The organism is Acidocella aquatica (assembly GCF_030160635.1).
GTDB classification, from domain to species: domain Bacteria; phylum Pseudomonadota; class Alphaproteobacteria; order Acetobacterales; family Acetobacteraceae; genus Acidocella; species Acidocella aquatica.
The window spans coordinates 49969-70130 of record NZ_BSOS01000005.1 but is presented as its reverse complement, the minus strand read 5'-3'; the positions used below and the strand labels follow the sequence as shown (position 1 = coordinate 70130).

Genomic DNA, 20162 nt, shown 5'->3' with positions numbered 1-20162 from the left:
TTATTTGGGTGGCGCATCATTGCGCGGCCTGCGTCAGCGAAAGCGATGAGAGAAAATGGGTGAGAGCGGCATTGACCACGCCAGGAGACGTAAGGCTCATCATATGCCGCTCGCCGGGCAGCGCCACGGCGCTGCCAAAAGGCGCCTCGCGCGCCATCTCGCGCGACATCTCAGCCGAGGAATTATGGTCCTCCTCGCCGGTGAGGAACAACGCCGGCACCGCAAGCTGCCGCAGCCGCCCGGCATGCGCCGCATCCGCGCTGGCGAACAAAGCGTAGGCGCGGGCATAGCCAACCGCGTCAACCGCGGCGAGCGACGCGCCCACCCAGGCGGTATTCTCAAGCTGCCCCGGCGGCACCGGCGCGCCGAACCAGCGGTCAAGCGCCGCCTGGCGCCACGACATATCGGCAATGCCCCCGCCCCGCAGCAGCGCCGCGCGCTGGACCACGGCCTCGCGCTGGGCCGGCGTACGGCAATAAACAGCATTCATCGCCACCACGGCCCCGGCACGGGCCGGGTGGCTAAGGGCAAACTCGAGGGCGATCAGCGCCCCCATCGAATGCCCGGCGACACAGACCTGAAAAATCCCGAGACCATCCAGCAGATCGCGCAGCTGGTTGCTATAATCAGCCAGGGTGGGATGCTCCGGCGGCAACGGGCTGCCGCCATGGCCCAGCGTGTCATAGGCGATCACATCCCAATGTTCGGCCAGCGCCGTCAGTTGCGGCGCCCAGAACCCGGCATGCATGCCAACACCATGGATCAGCACAAGCACCGGCCCGCGTCCCGTCCGGTAATAGCTGGTGCCGTTCACCCGGCCGAGCTTGAAACCATCAAGCATTCAGATCGCCCAGTTCGGCAAGGTCCTGATAGCGGTCACCGATGCGGTGATGCGGCCGCCCGCCGATGGACGCGCCCAAGGCAACCAATATCTCATCCGGCGCCGGGGCATCATCGATGCTGAACTGCACGGTCAGATAATGCGAACGCATGCCCTCGTCGTTCTTGTGCATGAGCGGGATCTGGATGGAAGCGCCAGGCCCGCCGCGCGTATTGGTGAAGGCGAGGTAAGATTTAGCCCCCACCGCGCGGCGGTAATGGTTGCCAAAACGCAGGGTGTGGATCAGGGCCGACGCATGCTCGACCTCGCCCCCGGTGCCCACGATAGCACTTTTGCCATAACCCTCCACAGCCTCACCGCCGCCAGCCAGCTCCAAAATCCGCCCGGTGAGCAGGGCGCCGAGCTGCGGCGCGATCTCACGGATCTCCGGCGCCAGATCCTCAACAAACCCCCGCCCGGCCCAGGGATTGGCCAGCACGGCCGCAACCCCGAACAAGCGGAACGGCGCCGCGGCCAGGCGGCCGCCCTCGCTGTGGACATCCTCGGTATATGTGACAATTTTCCGTAAATTGAGGGGCACGCTCAGGCTCCTATTTTATCTTGCAATGTTATGGTATACCATAATCTCACGACAATCCGGATGTAAAGCCAAAAAGTGACCGGCAGTGATATTTGTTAATTTTGGATTATACCCGGCAACGGATAAAGGGAGGTAACATCGGGTATGGATAACAACACGGACGCCCTGCTCGTAGACCGCTCGGCCAAAACCCTGCGCCAGCTCGCGCTGGAGAAGCTGCGCACCGCCATATTGGAGCTTAAATTCCAGCCCGGCGAACGCCTGGTGGAACGCGCCCTGTGCGAGCGCCTGGGGGTCAGCCGCAGCGTCGTGCGCGAAGTGCTGCGCCACCTGGAATCGGAGGGGCTCGTGGAGGGCATTCCCGGCCATGGCCCGGCTGTCGCCCGCCCCGACCCCGGAAAAATCTCCCAGATCTATGAGCTGCGTTCGATCCTCGAAGCCATGGCCGCGAAATACTGCGCCGCCCAGGCCACGCAGGCCGACATCACCCGCATGCGCCAGGCGCTTGATGCCGTGCGCGCGGGCTATGCGGCGGGCAGCTTCGCCGCCGTGCTGGCCGCCACGACCTTATTCTACGAGACAATGTTCCTCGCCGCCGGCCGGGATGTCGCATGGGATGTCGTGACCTCCCTGAACGGGCGGATCACCCATCTGCGCGCCACCACCATCGCCACGCCCGGCCGCGACAAGGACGGGGCAGGCGAAATGCAGGCGATTCTCGATGCCATCGAAGCCCGCGACGGCGCCGCCGCGCAAGCAGCCTCGGCCGCGCATCTGCACAATGCCCTGCAACTGGCCCTGGTCCAGGCGCGGAAGCGAAACTGACGCAACAGGAGCACCGGCCTGCCCGCAGCCCATGCGTTAGATCAATCTTGGTTTAGCTTGAATCGGGTGATTCAGGCTAAACCAAGATTGATCTAACGATTCATCAACACCGGCAGCGTCGCGTTCTCCAGCACATGCCGCGTCACCCCGCCCAGAATCAACTGCCGCAACCGCGAGGTCGTCGAATACGCGCCCATGGTCATCATATCCGCCCCAAACTCCACCGCCCCCGCCAGCAGCCCGGCCCCCACCACGCGGTTGCGCGGATAAAACGTCCGTATTTCCGCCGTCACCCCATGGTGGGAAATATATTCCGCCACCTCCACAGCACTCGGGCCAGGGCGGAAATATTCCGGCGAGTGCAAAATGCACACCGCCTCCGCCTGCCGCACAAAGGGCATCGCCGAGGCCAGCGCCGAGGCCGCGAACGCGGTCCCGTTCCAGGCGATGGCAATGCGCTTGCCAATGCTCTCCGGCGGCACCACGGGCGCCAGCAACACCGGGCGCCCGGAATCAAATATCACCGCATGCAGCGCATCCGCCGCCGCCACATCCTCCCCGGCCAGCGGGTGCGGCACAATCGTCAGGTCCGAGAGCCGCGCCCTATGCGCAACCACCTGGTCCTCGCGCCCGGTCATGGTGGTGAAACTCGCGCTGGGCTCATTGCGCCCCGGCAGCGCATCGCCCACGGTCACCACCTGCTCCTCGGTCACCGCATAAAACAATTCGCGCAGGCTGGCCGCCCGCGAGCCGCTTTCGCGCTCGGTGGCGCTCATCATCTCCTCGATCATCGCCCCCGACAGCCCTTCCCCGGCAATCGGCACGATCTCGCGTGAATCCGCGCTGATATAGAGCACCTCCAGATGCGCGTTCCACATCTTGGCCAGCATCAACCCCGCATGCAGCGCCGCCTCGGCCGAGGCCGAGCTACTGACCGGAAGCAGGAATTTGCGGACCGACATCGAAGCCTCCTTGGATAATTAGTTTTGTATATATACTAATTTCTACTCAACAGCCAGAAACGCGATGTCGCGCGGCCGGTGCGTCAGGTGTTCTCCCCCATCCACCGTAATCACAGTCCCGGTCAGCGAGGGGGTTTGCAAAATAAACACCGCCGCGCGGGCAATATCCTCCGGCACCGCCCCCCGGCGCAGCGGATTCTCCCGCCACGCCCGTTCAAACCTCTCCGCTGACTGTTTTGGCCCCGGCAGCGTCAGCCCCGGAGAAATGCCGCAGACCCTGATATTGGGCGCCAGGCTCAGCGCCATCATCTCCGTCGCCGCCGCCAGCGCCGCCTTGGCCAGGGTGTAGGAGAAAAAATCCGGGTTCAGATTGCTCAACTTCTGGTCGAGCATATTGATAATCACGCCGCCCTCGGGCCGCTGCGCCGCAAACGCCTGCGCCAGCAGCACCGGCGCAACCAAATTCGGCCCCAGATGCGCCGCCATCTGCGCCGCCGAGGTGCTGCCCACCGTATCGAACACAAACCGCGACGCATTATTGATCAGGCCGCCAAGCGGCCCCGCCTCCGCCACCAGCCGCGCCGGCACCTCCGGGTCCGCCAGATCGCCCAGCACCACCCGCGCCCCCAGCTCCGCGGCCAACGCATCAGCCTCCTCCCCGGAGCTGTGAGCATGGATCATCACGGGATACCCCGCCGCCGCCAGCGCCCTGGCCATCGCGGCGCCCAATCGTTTCGCGCCACCGGTAATTAAAATCGGATTCATGAGGATGTGTATATTTAGCCTCGCCGCGCCCTACAACATGTCCCGCAGCCGGAAATATGTGGTCGCCAGCAACAGCGCCGGCACCCGCAACGCCCGCCCGCCCGGAAAGCGCGCATGCGGAATCGCCGCGAACACATCAAAGCGCTCCGCCTGCCCCGCGATCGCCTCGGCCACCAGTTTGCCCGCCAGCCCGGTCAGCGCCACGCCATGCCCCGAAAACCCCTGGCAAAATAAAATATTATCCGCCAGCCGGCCAAAATGCGGCGCCCGGCTCTGGGTGATGTCCACATTCCCGCCCCACAGATACTCAACGCGCGCCCCCGCCAGCTGCGGAAACACCCGCAACGCCCGCTTCAGCATGGAATGCTTCAACGATGGCGGCGGCAGCGTCGAGTATGAAACCCGCCCGCCGAACAGCATCCGCTCATCGGCCGAGCGGCGGAAATAATCGAGCACAAAGTTCAAATCCGCCACCGCCTCATTGCCGGGGATCATCTCGCGCACATCCGCGCGCGGCTCGGTGGCCATGATATATGTGCCCACCGGCATGATGTATCCGGCCAGCGGGCGCATCAAATCGCCCAGATACGCCCCCCCGGCGGTCAGCAGAAACCCCGCCTGGACCACCCCGCGCGGCGTATGCACCCGCACCGTTCTGCCCGGCTCCACTTTGGTCACCCGCGTCTGCGAAAACAATTGCGCCCCCGCCGCCTGCGCCGCCGCCGCCAGCCCCAGCGTATAGTTCAACGGGTGAATATGCCCCGAAACCCCATCCTCCAGCGCCGCCAGATATTTCGGGCTGGCGAGGCGCGCCCGCAAATCCGCCCCGCGCAAAATCCGCCCCACCGGCGCCCCCAGCTCGGCCAGCTCCTCTTGCGTCTCCTCCAGCTCGCGCACCTGCCGGGGCTTCATCGCCGCATGCAGATACCCCCGCACCGGATCGCACGGGATGGCGAACCGCGCGATCTGCTCATGCAGCAGCGCAACGCCCTCCATTGACATATCCCAGAGGCTTTTCGCGCGCTGCGCCCCCACCAGCGCCTTTATCTTGCCCTGCCCGGCGGCAAACCCGGGCAGCGCCTGCCCGCCGTTGCGCCCCGAGGCCCCCCAGCCGATATGCTCCGCCTCCAGCAGCGCGACCTTATAGCCCCGCTCCGCCAGATGCAGCGCCGCCGAAACCCCGGTGATCCCGCCGCCGATGATGGCCACATCGGCCGTGAGATCCCCCTCCAGCGGGCCTGTGCTCAGTTCGACGCGTTTCGTCGCTTCATAATAATTGCCAAGGGTCATCGCCGGTCCCGTACCTGCCTGAAATGAATAGATTCCAGCCGATACTGTCCCCCCCGCGGCCAGAGAGCAAGACACCTCTCACAACCCGGAATTCGTTGTTTTTTCGTAATGTACCCGCACAAATTGGGGTGCAAGCGAAAAATTTAATAATACTAACAACAAGTTATAACGAAATCGCACGCCCTGCTTCACGTGAAGCACCCCCCGCACACCACGCTGGTCTTCCCGCCAATCGTACGCTAGCCTACCCGCCAAGGCTCGTCACAATCGCGGGATGCCAATGACAACTGAGATTTGGGACAAAACCGTTGACCTGCTGATCGTAGGCAGCGGCGCGGGGTCCTTCCCCGCAGCACTCCTGGCCAGGGATCATGGCCTGGAGCCCTTGATCGTCGAAAAATGCGACAAAATCGGCGGCACCACCGCCATCTCCGGCGGCGTGCTCTGGATTCCCGGCAACCACCTCATGGCCCGCGCCGGCATCGCCGATTCACATGAGCGCGCCAGGGAATATCTCGACGCCGCGATCTGGCACGACGGCCCCGCCACCACCCCCGCCCGCCGCGAGGCTTTTCTCCGCCACGGCCCCGAAGCCATCGAATACCTCGAACGCAAGGGCATGAAACTCAAACGCCCGAAACTCTGGCCCGACTATCACAGCGACCTTCCCGGCGCCGAACAAACCAGCCGCTCCCTCCTCGCCGAACTCTTCGACCTCAACGAGCTCGGCCCCTGGAAAACCCGGCTGGCCCTCTCCAAAATGCCGCCCGTGCGCTTCACCATGGATGAATTGAGCAGCCTCATCCTGGTCAAACGCCTCTGGTCCTCGCGCCTCGCCGCCCTGCGCCTTGCCCTGCGCATGCTGCGCATGAAATTCACCGGCCAGGACCTGCGCGGCGGCGGAGCCGCCTGGCAGGGGCGGATGCTGCAAATCGCCGTGCGCGAAAACATCCCCATCTGGACGGAGACGCCCGTCATCAGGCTTCTCACCGATCAAGGCCGCGTCATCGGCGCCGAGGCAACGCACCAGGGCCGCACCATGCGCATCCACGCCCGGCGCGGGGTCCTGCTCAACTCCGGCGGTTTCGCCCGCAACGCGGCGATGCGCGCGCAATATGGCCGCCAGCCCGTCTACCCGCAAACCACCAACGCCGGCCCCGGCGACACCGGGGAAATGATCGAGGCTGGCATCAGCCTCGGCGCCGCGGTGGACTGCATGGACGAAGCATTATGGGGCGTCTCCTCGCTCACCCCCGGCGAACAGCTCCCCCCCGGCGCCACCGCCGCCGACGGCACGCCCCTGCCCTTCGGGCATCATTTTGACATCAGCCTGCCCCATGCCATCATGGTCGACCAAAACGGAATGCGCTTCACCAATGAGGCCGCCTCCTACATGGAAGTTGGCCAAAACCTCTACCGGCGCCACGCCGAAACCGGAAAAGGCATCCCAGCCTGGGCGATCATCGAGAGCCGCCACCGCGAGCGTTATCCATGGGGCAGCGCCGCTGGAAAAACCCCAAAAAACTGGCTCAGCAGCGGCTACATGAAAAAGGCCGCCACGCTCGATGCCCTCGCGCGCGAATGCGGCATCGACCCCATCGGCCTGCGCGCCACCGTCAACCGCTTCAACGGCTTCTGCCGCGACGGCATTGATGCTGATTTCGCGCGCGGCGCCAAGGCTTTTGACAACAGCCACGGCGACCCCACCGTAACGCCCAACCCCAACCTCGGCGCCATCGAAAATCCGCCCTTCTACGCCGTCGCCATCTACCCCGGCGATGTCAGCACCTGGGGCGGGCTGGTGACCGACGAACACGCCCGCGTGCTGCAACCGGGCGGCACCCCCATCAAGGGCCTCTACGCCACCGGCACGGCCACCGCCTCGCTCTGCGGGCGCACCTACCCCGGCGCCGGCGCCTCCATCGGCCCGGCGCTCACCTTCGGCTATATCGCGGCGCTGCACATCGTGGCTGACCAGGAATTATCAGGAGAGAGCGGGTAATTGCGCAAGACCATCCCTATGACGTTGGGCGCTGAACCTAAGACGGCTTGGACGCAACGGCGGCACTCTAGAGTGCGATCGTTTGAGGTTCGCTCAACCGAGCGAGCCGAAAGCGTGAATCGCCCTCAGAAAAACGGCTAGAGCCTGATCGCACTTAATGCGATCAGGCTCTAGGAATTCGGCGCGAAAACCAGCAGCTTCAGGCTTCCCGGCGCGAAGGCGTAGTCAGGCGCGCCGCCCGGGTGCCGGGGCGGACCGGCGGATACGACTTTCGCCGTCACCAGAAAAATCCGCCCGGAGGTCTCATCAACCGCCAGCGTGCGCGCGCCCGGCGCCGTTTGCACAGCGGGGAGCGTCACGAATTTCGTTGGTGAAACCTCGGAGATCACGGAGAGCGTGCCGTCCCGGTTGCTGGAGAACGCCAGTTTGCGGGCGGGGTCGAAATCCGCGGAATCCGTCCCTTTGCCGATCGGCAGGGTCGCCAAAATCGCGCCGGTATCGCCGTTCACCACCGCCATCACCGCATTGGCGCAGGAGGAAAACAGCACATGGTTCACCGTGTCGATCGCAAGGCCCACCGGCCCCTCGCAACCGGGCAGCGGCCAGCGCGCGGTTATGGCGTCGGTCTTGGTGCTGATGCGCACCAGCTCGTTCTTGTCGTTGATGTTGACGTAGATCGAACCGGCCTGATCGCTTACCTGGGATTCCGGCGAGCCGCCGAGCGGAATGGTGGAGAGCGCCGTGTCATGGGTGGCGTCCACCGCCAGCAGGGCATTGGCATCGCCGCCAACGGTGAAAACCTGATTGCTCGGCCGATCGAACACCATGCCGTCGGCATCTTCCAGCGCCGGAATGGTCTTGCTCACCGCCAGAGTTTTTAGGCTGAACACGCTGATCGTCCGCGTTTTGCTGCTATCGGCAAAACCAAAGCCTGATGCTGTATCAATCGCGACGCCATGGCTGCCCGAAAGCCCGGTGACATGGCCGATGACGCCGCCTGTGCCGGCGCTCACCACGGTCAGCTCCGTGCCGTGCGAGATATAGACGCGGTTCGAGGCGGCATCGAAATGCAGATAATCCCATTTGATCCCGCCGCCCAGCGGCACGGTTTGCACCAGGTGATAAAGCGGCGCAGCCTGCGCGGCGGCGGGGGCCATGGAAACCAGCGCGGCGAAGAGTCCGGAGCAAAATAATTTTTTCATGCCCTGCCCTTAATCGGCGATTCCGAGCGCGGCAAATGACGTTTTAAAGTCAATGCCCGCGCTTCAGGGGTTTTGGCTGAAATCGCCCTTAAAGTGCGATCGTTTGAGGTTCGCTCAATCGAGCGAGCCGAAAGCGTGAATCGCCCTCAGAAAAACAGCCAGAGCCTGATCGCACTTAAAGCGATCAGGCTCTGGCTCAGATGCCGATGAATTGCGCGACCTCATCAAGCGGCGCGCGGGAGGTGAGGAGCTGGTTGGCGGGCTGCGCCGGGTCGGCGTAGCCGATGGACATGCCGCAAAAAACCATGCGCTCGGGCGGCAGGTTGAAAAATTGCGCGATGGTGCGCGGGTAGAGCGCCCAGCACTCCTGGGCGCAGCTGTCCAGCCCCTCGGCGCGCAGCAGCAGCATGATGGTTTGCAGGATCATGCCCAGATCCGACCATTGCGGCGGGCCCATCAGGCGGTCCACGGTGCAGAACAGCGCAAGCGGGGCGCCGAAGAAGGCGAAGTTGCGGGAAAACCAGCGGCGGCGGGCGGGTTTGTCGTCGCGCGGGATGCCGAGGCGGGCGTAGAGCGCCTCGCCCACTGCGAAACGGCGTTCGGTGTAGGGCGGCACCAGGGCGGGCGGGTAGACGTGGTATTCAGGCTCTTCGCGCAGGGTTTTATCATCCAACCGCTCCTGCATCAGCGCCTTGAAGTTTTGCAGCGGTTCGCCGCCGAGGATGTGCAGATGCCAGGGTTGCAGATTGCCGCCGGAGGGGGCGCGGGTGGCGGCGGCGATGATTTTGCGGATCAGCGCCGGGGGCACCTCGCGCTCCAGAAAGCCGCGTGTGGAGTGGCGGCTGGCGACGGCGTCTTCAACATTCATGCCTATTTTCCTACAGTTTTCGCGATGCGTGGAGCGAAGGGGCGGGGCGCTCAGAAGCGCATCGGCAGTTCGAGATAGGTGTTGTAGATATAATCACGATGATCGAGCAGCCGCGGGCCGGCGGCGGCGAGGATGTCAGGGTCTTGCTCGTGGTAGCCTGCGTGCATCTCCGGCGTAGTGGGGCATTGCGCGAGGGGCAGCGGTTTGACCATCGCGGCGAAGCAGGCTGAGTAGATGTCCACCGCGCTGAGCTGGTTGGCGATGTAGTAGCGGCTGCCGAGGGATTTCTGTTGCTCCAGACGGGCGGAGAGCATCGCCAGAATGTCAATAAGGCGCTGGCGGACGCGGGTGATTTCGGTGCCGGGGTCATATTTGGCGCACATGCGCGCGAAGCTTTCGCGGCCCAGGGTGCCTGCCTCGGTCTGCATGAAGGCTCTCCAGCCCTCGAAAAACATCAGGCGGCGGTTCCAGCCGTAGCCGTCCTCGCCGCAGATTTCGTGGGCGAGGCCGAACATAGTTGCGCGGTCTGCTTCGTTTGACGGGATGAGCGGCGGCGCGGGCGCGAGGCGCTCGGCCAGGAGCAGGATTTCTGCCCAGCCGGTGCGCGGGCGCTCATTTTCCCAGATGGCGACAGGGGCGTTGTTGACGCCAACCCAGGCTGCGAGTTCGGCGTTTTCCTGCCCGCCATCTTGCGCGACATGCACGACGGGGATTTTTTTGACGTGCATGATGCTCTTGGCGGCCTCGCCCCAGGGGCCGGGAATGCCGCGCGTGGTGACGAGGCGCAACCCGCCGCAGTGTTTCGCGGTCTCCAGTTCGGTGTAATAGCTCATGTGAAAACTTCCCTCTGGCTGCTTCAATTCCTGGCTCTGGTTGATTCAGCGGTCTGGCCGAACAGGTGTTTTTTGGCGTCTTCGGACATGACGGATTGGGCCAGATAGGGCGCTGCGATTTCATAAGCGCGGATGACCGCCGGGCGGGCGGCAAGAAGTGCTGACCAGCGCGCGATGTTGGGGAAATCATCAAGGTTCTGGCTGTGCATTTTGTGGAACACGACCCAAGGGTAGATCGCCATGTCGGCAAGGCCATAGTCCGCGCCCGCGACGTAGGGGCGCCCGGCCAGCCGGCGGTTGAGCACCGCGTAGAGCCGGGCGGTTTCAGTGATGTAGCGGTTGATGGCGTAGGGTAGTTTCTCCGGCGCGGAATGGCTGAAGTGATGCGCCTGGCCGGCCATCGGCCCGAGGGCGGACATCTGCCACATCAGCCATTGCAACATCTCCGCCTCACCCGCCGGGGTGGATGGCCAGAACCGGCCGGTTTTGCGCGCGAGGTAGAGCAGGATGGCGCCGGATTCGAAAACGGAGACCGGGCCGCCGCCGCCCAGGGGGGTGGTGTCAACAATTGCGGGCATGCGGTTATTGGGCGAGATCGCGAGGAATGATGCGTTGAACTGCTCGCCCTGCATGATGTTGACCGGCGCCAGCTCGTATCCGGTTCGGGTTTCTTCAAGAAATATAAGAACTTTTTGGCCGTTCGGGCTGGGCCAGTAATGAAATTGGATCATGCCGCCAGCTCCCTTCAGCGTTTCAGGCGGTTGCGGTGTTCGGTGACCAGGAGTTCGAGCTGGGTTTCCAGGGCGCGGGCAGCTTCAGCGCCGAGCACCTGGGCGATGTCCTGGACTTGCCGCACCGCGGCGGCGGCCAGGGGGGCGCGCGCGCCACGGCCCTTTTCAGTGAGGTGGACCATGATGACCCGGCCATCCTCAGGGTTGCGCCTGCGCTCGATGAAGCCCGCGCGCTCCAGCCGCTTCAGCGACTGGCCGACCGTGGCCTTGCCGATGTCCAGTCGCTCCGAGATTTCGACCTGCGAGAGCGGTTCGTTGCGCCAGAGCTCGCGCAGCACATAGGCCTGCGCGGGGGCGACGCCGGTGGCGGCGACGCGGGTGTGGTAGTCGGTGGCCATAAGCCGGGCGAGTTGCTGGATGAGATAAGGAGCCGTGCGGCGCGAGGGAAAATCAGGGAGGTCATAGATGTCGCGCTGCGGTATGCGCTCTGTTTTCGCCATGGTGTTTCACTCCCCCTTGCTGCCTCTGGCACCAAACATAAACGGCCGCCACCGGCGGGCAATGGCTAAAGCGGCGGCGGAGATAAAATTTATTACCTAGCATACTATTATTTTTCCCGATCAGCCGGGCTGGGGATTGGGATGGCGGCGGGGAATGAAATATAGTAAGCGCGCTGACTATCGAGGAGGAAAAAAACATGCCCGACACCACAGCGCAACCCGTGAGCTTCGCCGACCCGGCGGTGCAGCTCTGCCCGTTCGCCGCCTATGACCGCCTGCGCGAGCGCACGCCCGTTTATAAAGACCCGTTGACCGGCAATTATGTGCTGACGCGCTACGAGGATGTGCGCAAGGCGCTGATGAATGTGAAGGCGCTGCGCAACCGCACCGGGCTGAACACCACGCGCGAGAGCAGCGTGATGGAAGAGGTGAACCGCATGTATGCCGAGCGCGGCTGGCTGCCGATGGATACGCTGGTGAGCAATGATCCGCCGGAACACCGCATCTACCGCACGCTGGTGGATAAGGTGTTCACCTCGGTGCGCGTGGCCGGGCTGGAGCCGCGGATCGGGGAGATTATAGCTACGCTGATCGGCGAGATGCCCGCGCAAACCGAGATTGAGTTTTTGGCGGCGTTCGCCATCAGGCTCCCGATGTTCGTGATCGCCGAGCAGCTTGGCATCGCCAAGGAGGACATGGCGGATTTCAAGATATGGTCGGATGTGTCAGTGGAATCGGTGAGCCCGCTGATTACGCCGGAGCGCGAGATCGAGATCGCCAGCCATCTCATCGACATGCAGAATTATCTGGCGCGCGTGATCGAACAGGTGCGCAAGACACCTAATGAGACGCTGATCAGCCATCTGGCGAATACCGAGACAGATGGGCGGCGGCTGGAAGTGCGGGAGCTGCTGGGGATTCTGCACCAACTGCTGATCGCGGGAAACGAGACCACGACAACAACGCTGGCCAGCGGCATGAAAGTGTTGATCGAACAGCCGGAACTGGCGGAAACACTGCACGCGCGGCCGGAGCTGGTGAAGCCGTTCGTGGAGGAGGTGTTGCGTACACGCTCGCCGGTGCAAACACTCTTCCGCAAGGCCGCCGAGGATGTGGAAATTCAGGGCGTGATCATCCCCGCGGGCTCGATCGTCGAAGTCCGCTACGGCGCGGCCAACCGCGACCCGGCGCAATACGCACGGCCGGAGATCATCAACCTGGAGCGGGCCAATGCGCAATCGCACCTGGCGTTTGGCGCCGGGCCGCATTTGTGCATCGGCAACCAGCTCGCGCGCGGTGAATTGCGCCTCGCGTTTCAGGCACTGACAAAAAACCTGAAAAACTTCCGCGCCACACGCGGTGACGCCAGCTACCGGTGGATGACCAGCTACATCGCCCACGGCCCCGACCGGATCTACATGGCCTTTGATAAACGCTGACTGGGACTGGGAGTTTTAAGAAAGCAAGGTCAAGGGGCTCTGCCCCTTGAAACCCCGCGAAGGGCCGCGCCCTTCGATCGGCATTAGTGAGGGTCTTGGGGGCAAAGCCCCTTGGCCTCACTTTCTAAACTTCCAGCCCCAGTCAGCGCTCATCTAGGCTGGGTAGGTGTCGATGAGGGCTTGGGCGCCGCGGATGAAGTTGGGGATGTGGAGGTAGGGCAGGACGGTTAATTTGAGGTCGTTGACGAGGCCGTCGTTGAAGCGCGAGGCGAAGATATTGGCGGCGGTGGCGTTGCGCATGAAGGCCCAGATTTGGAAGTAGTGCAGGGTTTTTGCGTCGACCTCGCGCCCGCCGGCGGCGTGGTAGCGGGCCATGAAGCGCTCCCAGTCGAGTGAGGCGCCTACGGTGACTTTGACGTAGCCGAGTTCTTCGGCGGGGTCGCCGAGGTGGGCGAATTCCCAATCGAGCAGGCAGCTCATTTTGCCTTCGTGGAAGAGGAAGTTGTGGAAGCCGATGTCACCGTGGAGGAGGCTGGGTTTGCCGGTGCGGTGGGGCACGTTTTCGAGCAGCCAGCCGTAGATGGCGGTGATGGCGGGCGAAGGCATGTGGGATTCGGCGAGGTAGAAGCTGTACCAGTTGGCGATGTAGCGGGTGATGCAGGCGGTGAGGTCCATGTCCCACAGATCGGTCTGGATGGAATCGGTGAGGTTGCCGAGTTCGCGCAGGGGTTCGAGGTTGTGGAGTTTGGCCATTTCATCGGCCAAAGCGTCGGCGAGGCCGGCGGGGATTTCGGTGCTGGCGCCGAAAAAATTGCCGCCGATGACGCCTTCGGATTTGCGCATGATGATGAAATCTCCGCCGGGGAGGAGGCGGTGTTCTGTGTCGAGCCAGAGGGCGTCGGGGGCGGGGAAACCGCGCTCAAAGGCGGCGCGGATGACGGGGTATTCGCGCACGATCAAATGGCAGTCGTTATCGAGTCCGGCGTTTTCACCGAGGTCGCGGCGCATGACGAATTCGCCGGAGAGGGCTTGGCCCTTGGTGGCGAAGATGGTGGTTTGCTTGCCAAAGCCGCCGGCGAGCGGGGTGAGGCTGGTGACTTCGAGGGTTGGTTCGTTGAAGCGGTCGCGCAGGTAGGCGGTGAGGGTCTCGGCGGTGATGTCAACTTCCTTTGTGGCGCCTTCGGTTTTATGCACCGGGGCGTCCATTTGGCGGGTGAGGTCACCGGCTTCCCAGGCGGAGAAAATGCGGGTGGCTTGCTGGCGGGTGGCGGGCGAGACTGGTGCGCTGTTAAGGGCGGCGACCAGCGCCTCGGTGGCGGCCAGGGCCTCGCGCCACAGGGCTTCCAGCGCGCCCAGGCCGGTCTCTTCATCAGCGGTGGCGATGAGGGCGCGCACGGCGTGCAGTTCCGGGGCGGCATGGGTGCCAAGGTGGGGGGCGGCGGCTTCCACCGCGGCCTCCAGCCCGGCGAATTGCGCGCGCAGGGCGGTGGTGTCACCGGACTGGCGGGCCTGCATGAGGCGCAGCGCATGGGCGATGGCCTGCGCGCCGGACCCATCGGTGCCGGAATCGGCAATCAGGGGGCGGAGTTTATCAAATTCCTTGACCAGCGCATCAAGGACCCGGTTGGCGGGGATCAGCATGGGGTTCTCTCCGGTGTGTCTTTGCTCCTTGACCGTCTGGAACAAAGTTAGCTAGCATACTGCCTTCTGGGGCACGATCTGACAAGATGAAACCCGGCGGCGTTGGGAGTTGAAATGACAAAAGTGACTGTGGCGCTACCGCCGCTGGATGCGGGCCGGAGCGTGATTGTTGAGGTTGCCGGGCAGCGGGTGCTGATTTGCCGCACCGCCGGGGGGCTGCATGCGATGGATGAACAATGCCCGCACCAGCAACTTTCAATGGAGGGGGCGCGGGTGCGCCACAATAGCGTGATGTGCCCGCACCATGGGGCGCGGTTCAGCCTGGAGGATGGGCGCTCGCTCTCGCCGCTGACGGCGAAGGGGCTGAAATTTTTTCCCTGCACGGAGCATGGGGATCATCTGGGGATTGAGATATGACACGCGAGACGGCAAGTTTGCGCGACGGCGCCTGGAAGGAAAGCAGCTACCGGGGCGAGGCGGTTGATTTTTCGGCCGTGGCGGCGGGCGATGATTATCTGCATCTGCCCGCGCCGGATGCGCATTTCACCGCCATCGAGACGAATTTGTATGGGTTTAATATTCCCGAGGCGGATATTCACTGCAACATCTATGTGCTGTGGCATCATGCGCTGAATACCATGTCGGTGCATATTTTCGTGTATCGCGGGGCGAGGATTCTCGCGCATCAGTTGGAGGCTGATTATTTTCTGGAGCATTTGTATCTGCCGGCGGTGAGGGATAACGCCGACTGGACCGTGCAGATGGGCGGGTGCCGCGTGCGGATGAAGGTGGTTCGGCCGCTGGAGGAGGTGCATATGTGGTTCGACGATCCGGCGCGCGGGTTTGCGCTGGACTTGAACTGCACCGGCGCGATGCCGCCGGTGGGCCGCCCGGGAGGCAAGCATTTCACGCAGCTGATGAAAACGTCAGGCCAGGTCACGCTGGATGGTGAGGCTTATGTTATCAACGGGTTTTATATGCGCGACCGCTCCTGGGGGTATAATCGCCCGGAACAGGCCGAGCGCACCCCGCCCTACCGGTGGATGACGGGGTGGTTTGGCGATGATTGCGGGTTTGTGGTGGCGTGGCTGGATACTGGCATGCTGGAGGGCCGTGAATTCGGGCCGCACTGGAACGAGGTGGTGGCGGGGCCGGAGGCGAGCGGGGCGAACAAATGGGAGTCCGGCGGCAAGACGCCGAGCCTTAATCTTCGCAGTGGCTGGATTGCGCGCGCGGGCAGGCCGGTGCCGGTGGTGAGGATGGATGTGCGCACGTTGTTCGCCGAGGGCAGCCGGTTGCTGGTGAAGGGCATTGAGCTGGAGATTGAGGATGCGCAAGGGAGCGTGCATCGGATTACCGGTACGACTCGTTCGATGATTCCAAAAATGTATTGGCAGAACCTGCTGGTTTACATGCACTTCATGTCGCTGGAATATGACGGGCGGCGCGGCGATGGTGATTTGATGGACAGCTACGCGACCCACCATATCCGCAGTTTCGGGCTTTAGAGTGCGATCGCTTGAGGTTCGCTCAACCGAGCGAGCCGAAAGCGTGAATCGCCCTCAGAAAAACGGCTAGAGCCGGATCGCACTTAAAGCGATCAGGCTCTAGTGCGATCGCTTGAGGTTCGCTCAACCGAGCGAGCCGAAAGCGTGAATCGCCCTCAGCAAAGATGCGCGCGCGATGATTTTTATAGGGTGCCGCGCAGGATCGTCTCGCCGCCGTCGACGGTGAGGACCTGGCCGGTGATGTGGCGGGCGGCATCGCAAGCGAGGAAGGCGATGGCGGCGGCGATGTCCTCTGGTTCGGCGATGCGCTGCATGGGGGTGCGTGATTGCACTGATTTGATGAATGCGGGGTCGGCGGCCAGGGCGCGGATCATATCCGTGCGGGTGGTGCCGGGAGCGACGGCGTTGATGCGCAGGTTTTTTGGTCCCCACTCCACGGCGAGCTGGCGCGTGAGCTGCTCGAGGGCGGCTTTGGAGATGCCGTAGGCGCCGGAGTTGGGCATGGCGAACCGGCCGTTGATGGAGGAGACGAAGACCATGGCGCCGCCGCCCTGTTGGGCGATGACGGGGAGCGCGAAACGGGCGAGGTGCCAGGCGGCGGTGAGGTTGGTGTTGATGACCTTGGTCCAGCTTTCCTCGGCCAGGCTGCTGACTGGCGAGAACACGGGGTTGACCGCCGCATTGGCGACCGCGATGTCCAGGCGGCCGAGGCGGTTTTGTGTTTCTTCAATCAGGCGCTGGCAATCTTGCGCGCTGCCGGCATGCGCGGGGATGGCGATGGCGTGGCCGCCGCTGGTGATGATCTCGCCGCACACGGCGGCGCAGGCTTCGGGCTTGCGCGAGGAGATGACGACGGTGGCGCCGCGTTTTGCCAGGAGTTGCGCGGTGGCGCGGCCGATGCCGCGGGTGGAGCCGGTGACGATGGCGACCTTGCCGCCGAAGCTGAAATGATCTCCGGCGGCGGGCATGGTTCAGGCCTTGAAGGCGCCGAGGGTGTCGACATCATCCATGGCGGTGGCGATGCGTTTGATGAACTCGATGGTGATGTCACGCGGTTGCATGTCCGGCAGGCCGGGCGGCGGGCAGAGGGTGACGGTCCACCAGGCGAGGGCGGAGACGATCTGCTGGCGGTAGCTGGTCCAGGCTTCGTCAAAGGTGATTTTCGGGCCGCCGGCGCGGTGCATTTCGTCAAGGTAGAGGGCCAGTAGGTCACGCTCCCACAAGCGGCGGTTTTCCACCGTGAGCGCGCAGGTGATGGCGTAGGCGACGTCGCGGCCCCAATGCGCGCGGCCGCAGCATTGCCAGTCGCTCAGGCCCATTTCGCCGTTGCCGGCGACGTACCAGTTTTTTAAATGCACATCGCCGTGCGAGAGGGTGTTGGGCAGGCGGTCGCCTTCATCAACGGCGGCGATGGTGGCGTCCCAGATTTCGGCGTGGCGCGCGTAGAGACGTGCGGGGATGACTTCCTGGGCGGCGAGGAAGCCGGCATCGGTGCCAGCGCGCAGGCCGAACTTCATGGAGTTGCCGAAGAACTCCTTGAATGTGGGGAACACGCCGAGGCGGCGGCTCAAGATTTCATGGCCGTAGCAGGCGCCGTGCAGCTTGCCGAGCAGGCGCATCTGGCTTTCGGCGCGCGCGCGGGTCATATCGGTGTTGTGGTTGCAGAATTCGGTGACGGTGTCGCTGATGTCACCCAGCATGATCATGGAATTGTAGGTTTCCTCATCGAACCTGGCGAAGTAGGAAACCGGGGCCTCGATGGGCAGCAGCGGGCGGATCTGGTTGTAGAAATTCGCCTCGCAGATGCCGCCGCCGGAGACGCCGAGGACGATGCGGTTGGCGAGGTCGTGCGTCGCCTTGCAGAAAATGGCGGTGGGCAGTTTGGCGTGGGTGCCTTCGTGATTGTATTTGATGTGCAGGCGGCGGCGGTTGGAGGAGCCATTGTCCACCGGGCCGAGTTTAACCTCGACCACCTCGGCGCCGCGGACGTTGCCGCAGAGCACGGCGGTGAGCCAGCGCGGGGTGATTTCCTGGAAGGAGAGCGGCAGGTCGTCCGCGGTCACGGCTTCGCGGGCGAGCTGATGCTCCAACTCGTATGCGGCTTTGATTGTCTCAACGATATCGGTCATGGCGTCATTTCCCGTTGGTGGTTCAAGCGGCCACGATTGCGCGCGCGGTGGCTGCGATGTCCGCGGCGGTGGGCACGAAGGCGTTTTCCAGAGGTTTGGAGAACGGCACCGGGCTGAAGGCGCCGCCGAGGCGCTTCACCGGGGCTTTCAGCCTGCCCCACAGCTCCTCGGAAATGACCGAGGCGATTTCAGCGCCGATGCCAAACTGCTTGACGGCCTCATGCACGATGATGGCGCGGCCGGTTTTTTCGGCCGAGGCGAGCACGGTGGCGCGGTCCCACGGCGAGATGGTGCGCAGGTCGACGATTTCGAGCGAAATGCCGTCCTTGGCGAGGGTTTTGGCGGCGGCGAGGGCTTCGGTGACCATGCGCGAGTGGGCAACGATGGTGATGTCCGTTCCTTCGAGAGCGACCTTGGCCTTGCCGATGGGCACATGCTGGCCGGTGACGGGGCCGGGGGTCCAGTAGCTCGGCAGGTTCTCGATGAAGATCACCGGGTCGTTGTCCTCGATGGCGGAGCGCATCAGGCCGTAGGCGTCATCAGGGTTGGAGGGGGCGACGACTTTCAGGCCGGGGGTGTGGGCGAACCAGGCCTCGGTGTAGTCAGAATGCTGGCCGCCGGTGGAGAAGCCGGCGCCGGTCATGGTGCGGATGACGATGGGGACGCTGGTTTGCCCGCCGGACATGAAGCGCAGCTTGGCGGCGTGGTTGACGATCATGTCCATCGGGACGGCCATGAAGTTCATCAGCATGATCTCGGCGACCGGGCGGTAACCGCCGACGGAAGCGCCGATGGCCGCGCCGATGATCGCCTGTTCGGAAATTGGCGTGGATTTTACACGGCCGGTGCCGAATTTGGTGGAGAGGCCCTTGGTGACGCCCATGACGCCGCCTTCCTCCTTGTCGCCGACTTCCTCGCCGAGGAGGATGACTTTGGGGTCGGCTTCCATGGCATCGTTGAGCGCCAGATTGATCGCCTGGATGAGGTTTAGTTGTTTGATTTCGGTCATTGGCTGATCCTCACGCAATTTCTTCGGCGAACACGTCGCGTTTCAGTTCGATGATCTCGGGGAAAGGCGCCGTGTTGGCGGCTGCCACGGCGGCGTCGATCTCGGCGTCGATGGCGGCTTCGATCGCGGCCAGGGCGGCCTCGGTGCTGATGCCAGCCGCGATCAGCCGGGCGCGCAGGGCGGGCACCGGGTCAACCGCCTTGGCGGCTTCCAGCTCGGCCTTGGGGATGTAGGGGGCGGCATCGCCGATGAGATGGCCGTTGAAACGGAAGGTCAGGGCCTCGATCAGGGTTGGGCCTTCGCCGGCGCGGGCGCGCTCGATGGCGATTTTCGCGGCGCCGTACATCTCGTCGGGGTCGTTGCCGTTTACCGTAACGCCGGGCATGCCGTAGGCGGCGGCGCGGCTGGAGAGTTTTTCGATGAGGGTGGAGTCGGCGAAGCTGGTGTGCTCGGCGTAGAGGTTGTTCTGGCACACGAAAATGACCGGGAGCTTCCACAGCGCGGCGAGGTTCAGCGACTCATGGAAGGCGCCGATGTTGGCGGCGCCGTCACCAAAATTGGCGACCGAGACGCGGCCTTTGCCGTCCAGCTTGGCGGCCCAGCCGAGGCCGGTGGCGATCGGCATGGAGGAGCCGACGATGCCGGTGGTGACCATCATGCCCTTGGCCGGGTGCGTGAGGTGCATCGGGCCGCCCTTGCCTTTGCAGGTGCCCGTGGCCTTGCCGGCCAGCTCGGCCCAGAGTTCACCCAGCGGGAAGCCTTTGGCCAGCATGTCATGAATACCGCGATAGATGGTGCAGATGTAATCATCGTCATCAAGGCTCACGGAAATGGCGGAGGGGATGATCTCCTGCCCGCGCGGCGAATAATACGGCGTGACCAGCTTGCCGGCCATCATCTGCTTTATGATACGCTCGTCATTTTGCTTGATGAGCGTTGCTTTTTTATAGATTTCCAGGAGCGTGGCCGCATCCGGTCTGGGGTAGTTGGACATGTTCTTCTCTCCCGAATTCGTGGACGGTCGTTACAGGCGGTTG

At 63.8% G+C, this 20162-nt stretch carries 20 protein-coding genes; 5 read left to right on the top strand and 15 right to left on the bottom strand.

The window, feature by feature from the left end; genetic code table 11:
• Positions 1–16 precede the first annotated feature (16 nt).
• Positions 17–841 (bottom strand): alpha/beta fold hydrolase, encoded by an 825-nt coding sequence (locus tag QQJ84_RS00855; RefSeq protein ID WP_284256003.1) that lies wholly within the window; start codon positions 839–841, stop codon positions 17–19.
• Positions 834–1421, bottom strand: coding sequence for an amino acid synthesis family protein (locus QQJ84_RS00850; protein WP_284256001.1), 588 nt, complete (start codon positions 1419–1421; stop codon positions 834–836). Before QQJ84_RS00850 ends, QQJ84_RS00855 begins: the two co-directional genes overlap by 8 nt.
• Positions 1422–1565: 144 nt before the next feature.
• On the opposite strand from QQJ84_RS00850, the gene QQJ84_RS00845 reads away from it, so the two are divergent.
• Complete coding sequence (locus QQJ84_RS00845) at positions 1566–2246, top strand: GntR family transcriptional regulator (protein WP_284256000.1); 681 nt, start codon at positions 1566–1568, stop codon at positions 2244–2246.
• Between the two features lie 92 nt (positions 2247–2338).
• On the opposite strand, the gene QQJ84_RS00840 is transcribed toward QQJ84_RS00845, so the two are convergent.
• From QQJ84_RS00840 to QQJ84_RS00830, 3 genes are read right to left on the bottom strand one after another with little or no spacing between them, the layout of a single operon-like run.
• Positions 2339–3208, bottom strand: coding sequence for a universal stress protein (locus tag QQJ84_RS00840; RefSeq protein ID WP_284255999.1), 870 nt, complete (start codon positions 3206–3208; stop codon positions 2339–2341).
• A 42-nt stretch (positions 3209–3250) separates the two neighbouring features.
• Complete coding sequence (locus QQJ84_RS00835) at positions 3251–3973, bottom strand: SDR family oxidoreductase (RefSeq protein ID WP_284255998.1); 723 nt, start codon at positions 3971–3973, stop codon at positions 3251–3253.
• A gap of 30 nt (positions 3974–4003) precedes the next feature.
• Entirely contained in the window at positions 4004–5263 is a 1260-nt protein-coding gene (locus QQJ84_RS00830) for an NAD(P)/FAD-dependent oxidoreductase (protein WP_284255997.1), read from the bottom strand.
• A gap of 280 nt (positions 5264–5543) precedes the next feature.
• Between QQJ84_RS00830 and QQJ84_RS00825 the strand changes: the two genes are divergently transcribed.
• Positions 5544–7265, top strand: a complete 1722-nt coding sequence (locus tag QQJ84_RS00825) for an FAD-binding protein (RefSeq protein ID WP_284255996.1) — start codon at positions 5544–5546, stop codon at positions 7263–7265.
• A 170-nt stretch (positions 7266–7435) separates the two neighbouring features.
• Here QQJ84_RS00825 and QQJ84_RS00820 read toward each other — a convergent pair whose 3' ends face one another.
• The 5 genes from QQJ84_RS00820 to QQJ84_RS00800 form a co-directional block, all read right to left on the bottom strand.
• On the bottom strand, positions 7436–8467 hold the full coding sequence (locus QQJ84_RS00820; RefSeq protein WP_284255995.1) for a YncE family protein: 1032 nt from the start codon (positions 8465–8467) through the stop codon (positions 7436–7438).
• Positions 8468–8663: 196 nt separating this feature from the next.
• Positions 8664–9335, bottom strand: a complete 672-nt coding sequence (locus tag QQJ84_RS00815; protein ID WP_284255994.1) for a nitroreductase — start codon at positions 9333–9335, stop codon at positions 8664–8666.
• A 50-nt stretch (positions 9336–9385) separates the two neighbouring features.
• Entirely contained in the window at positions 9386–10168 is a 783-nt protein-coding gene (locus QQJ84_RS00810) for a glutathione S-transferase family protein (RefSeq protein ID WP_284255993.1), read from the bottom strand.
• A 23-nt stretch (positions 10169–10191) separates the two neighbouring features.
• Positions 10192–10899 carry a glutathione S-transferase family protein gene (locus tag QQJ84_RS00805; RefSeq protein ID WP_284255992.1) on the bottom strand — a complete coding sequence of 236 codons (708 nt, stop codon included), beginning with the start codon at positions 10897–10899 and terminating at the stop codon, positions 10192–10194.
• Between the two features lie 14 nt (positions 10900–10913).
• Positions 10914–11399: a MarR family winged helix-turn-helix transcriptional regulator gene (locus QQJ84_RS00800; protein ID WP_284255990.1), complete on the bottom strand. Its 486-nt coding sequence runs from the start codon at positions 11397–11399 to the stop codon at positions 10914–10916.
• 197 nt (positions 11400–11596) lie between these two features.
• Here QQJ84_RS00800 and QQJ84_RS00795 point away from each other — a divergent pair, with 197 nt between their 5' ends.
• Complete coding sequence (locus tag QQJ84_RS00795) at positions 11597–12838, top strand: cytochrome P450 (protein WP_284255989.1); 1242 nt, start codon at positions 11597–11599, stop codon at positions 12836–12838.
• A 153-nt stretch (positions 12839–12991) separates the two neighbouring features.
• On the opposite strand, the gene QQJ84_RS00790 is transcribed toward QQJ84_RS00795, so the two are convergent.
• Positions 12992–14479, bottom strand: coding sequence for a phosphotransferase family protein (locus QQJ84_RS00790; protein WP_284255987.1), 1488 nt, complete (start codon positions 14477–14479; stop codon positions 12992–12994).
• 114 nt (positions 14480–14593) lie between these two features.
• On the opposite strand from QQJ84_RS00790, the gene QQJ84_RS00785 reads away from it, so the two are divergent.
• Both QQJ84_RS00785 and QQJ84_RS00780 read left to right on the top strand, forming a co-directional pair.
• Entirely contained in the window at positions 14594–14896 is a 303-nt protein-coding gene (locus tag QQJ84_RS00785; protein ID WP_284255986.1) for a Rieske (2Fe-2S) protein, read from the top strand.
• Positions 14893–15987 carry a DUF7064 domain-containing protein gene (locus QQJ84_RS00780; protein ID WP_284255983.1) on the top strand — a complete coding sequence of 365 codons (1095 nt, stop codon included), beginning with the start codon at positions 14893–14895 and terminating at the stop codon, positions 15985–15987. Before QQJ84_RS00785 ends, QQJ84_RS00780 begins: the two co-directional genes overlap by 4 nt.
• A gap of 182 nt (positions 15988–16169) precedes the next feature.
• On the opposite strand, the gene QQJ84_RS00775 is transcribed toward QQJ84_RS00780, so the two are convergent.
• Genes QQJ84_RS00775 through QQJ84_RS00760 form a run of 4 tightly spaced genes read right to left on the bottom strand, consistent with a single transcriptional unit; the run spans position 16170 to position 20119 of the window.
• A complete protein-coding gene (locus QQJ84_RS00775) occupies positions 16170–16955 on the bottom strand; it encodes an SDR family NAD(P)-dependent oxidoreductase (protein ID WP_284255981.1) in 786 nt (261 codons plus the stop codon).
• A 3-nt stretch (positions 16956–16958) separates the two neighbouring features.
• Positions 16959–18116: a phosphotransferase gene (locus QQJ84_RS00770; protein ID WP_284255980.1), complete on the bottom strand. Its 1158-nt coding sequence runs from the start codon at positions 18114–18116 to the stop codon at positions 16959–16961.
• Positions 18117–18138: 22 nt separating this feature from the next.
• Positions 18139–19125, bottom strand: a complete 987-nt coding sequence (locus QQJ84_RS00765) for an alpha-ketoacid dehydrogenase subunit beta (protein WP_284255978.1) — start codon at positions 19123–19125, stop codon at positions 18139–18141.
• A 10-nt stretch (positions 19126–19135) separates the two neighbouring features.
• Positions 19136–20119, bottom strand: coding sequence for a thiamine pyrophosphate-dependent dehydrogenase E1 component subunit alpha (locus QQJ84_RS00760; RefSeq protein ID WP_284255976.1), 984 nt, complete (start codon positions 20117–20119; stop codon positions 19136–19138).
• Positions 20120–20162: the final 43 nt, after the last annotated feature.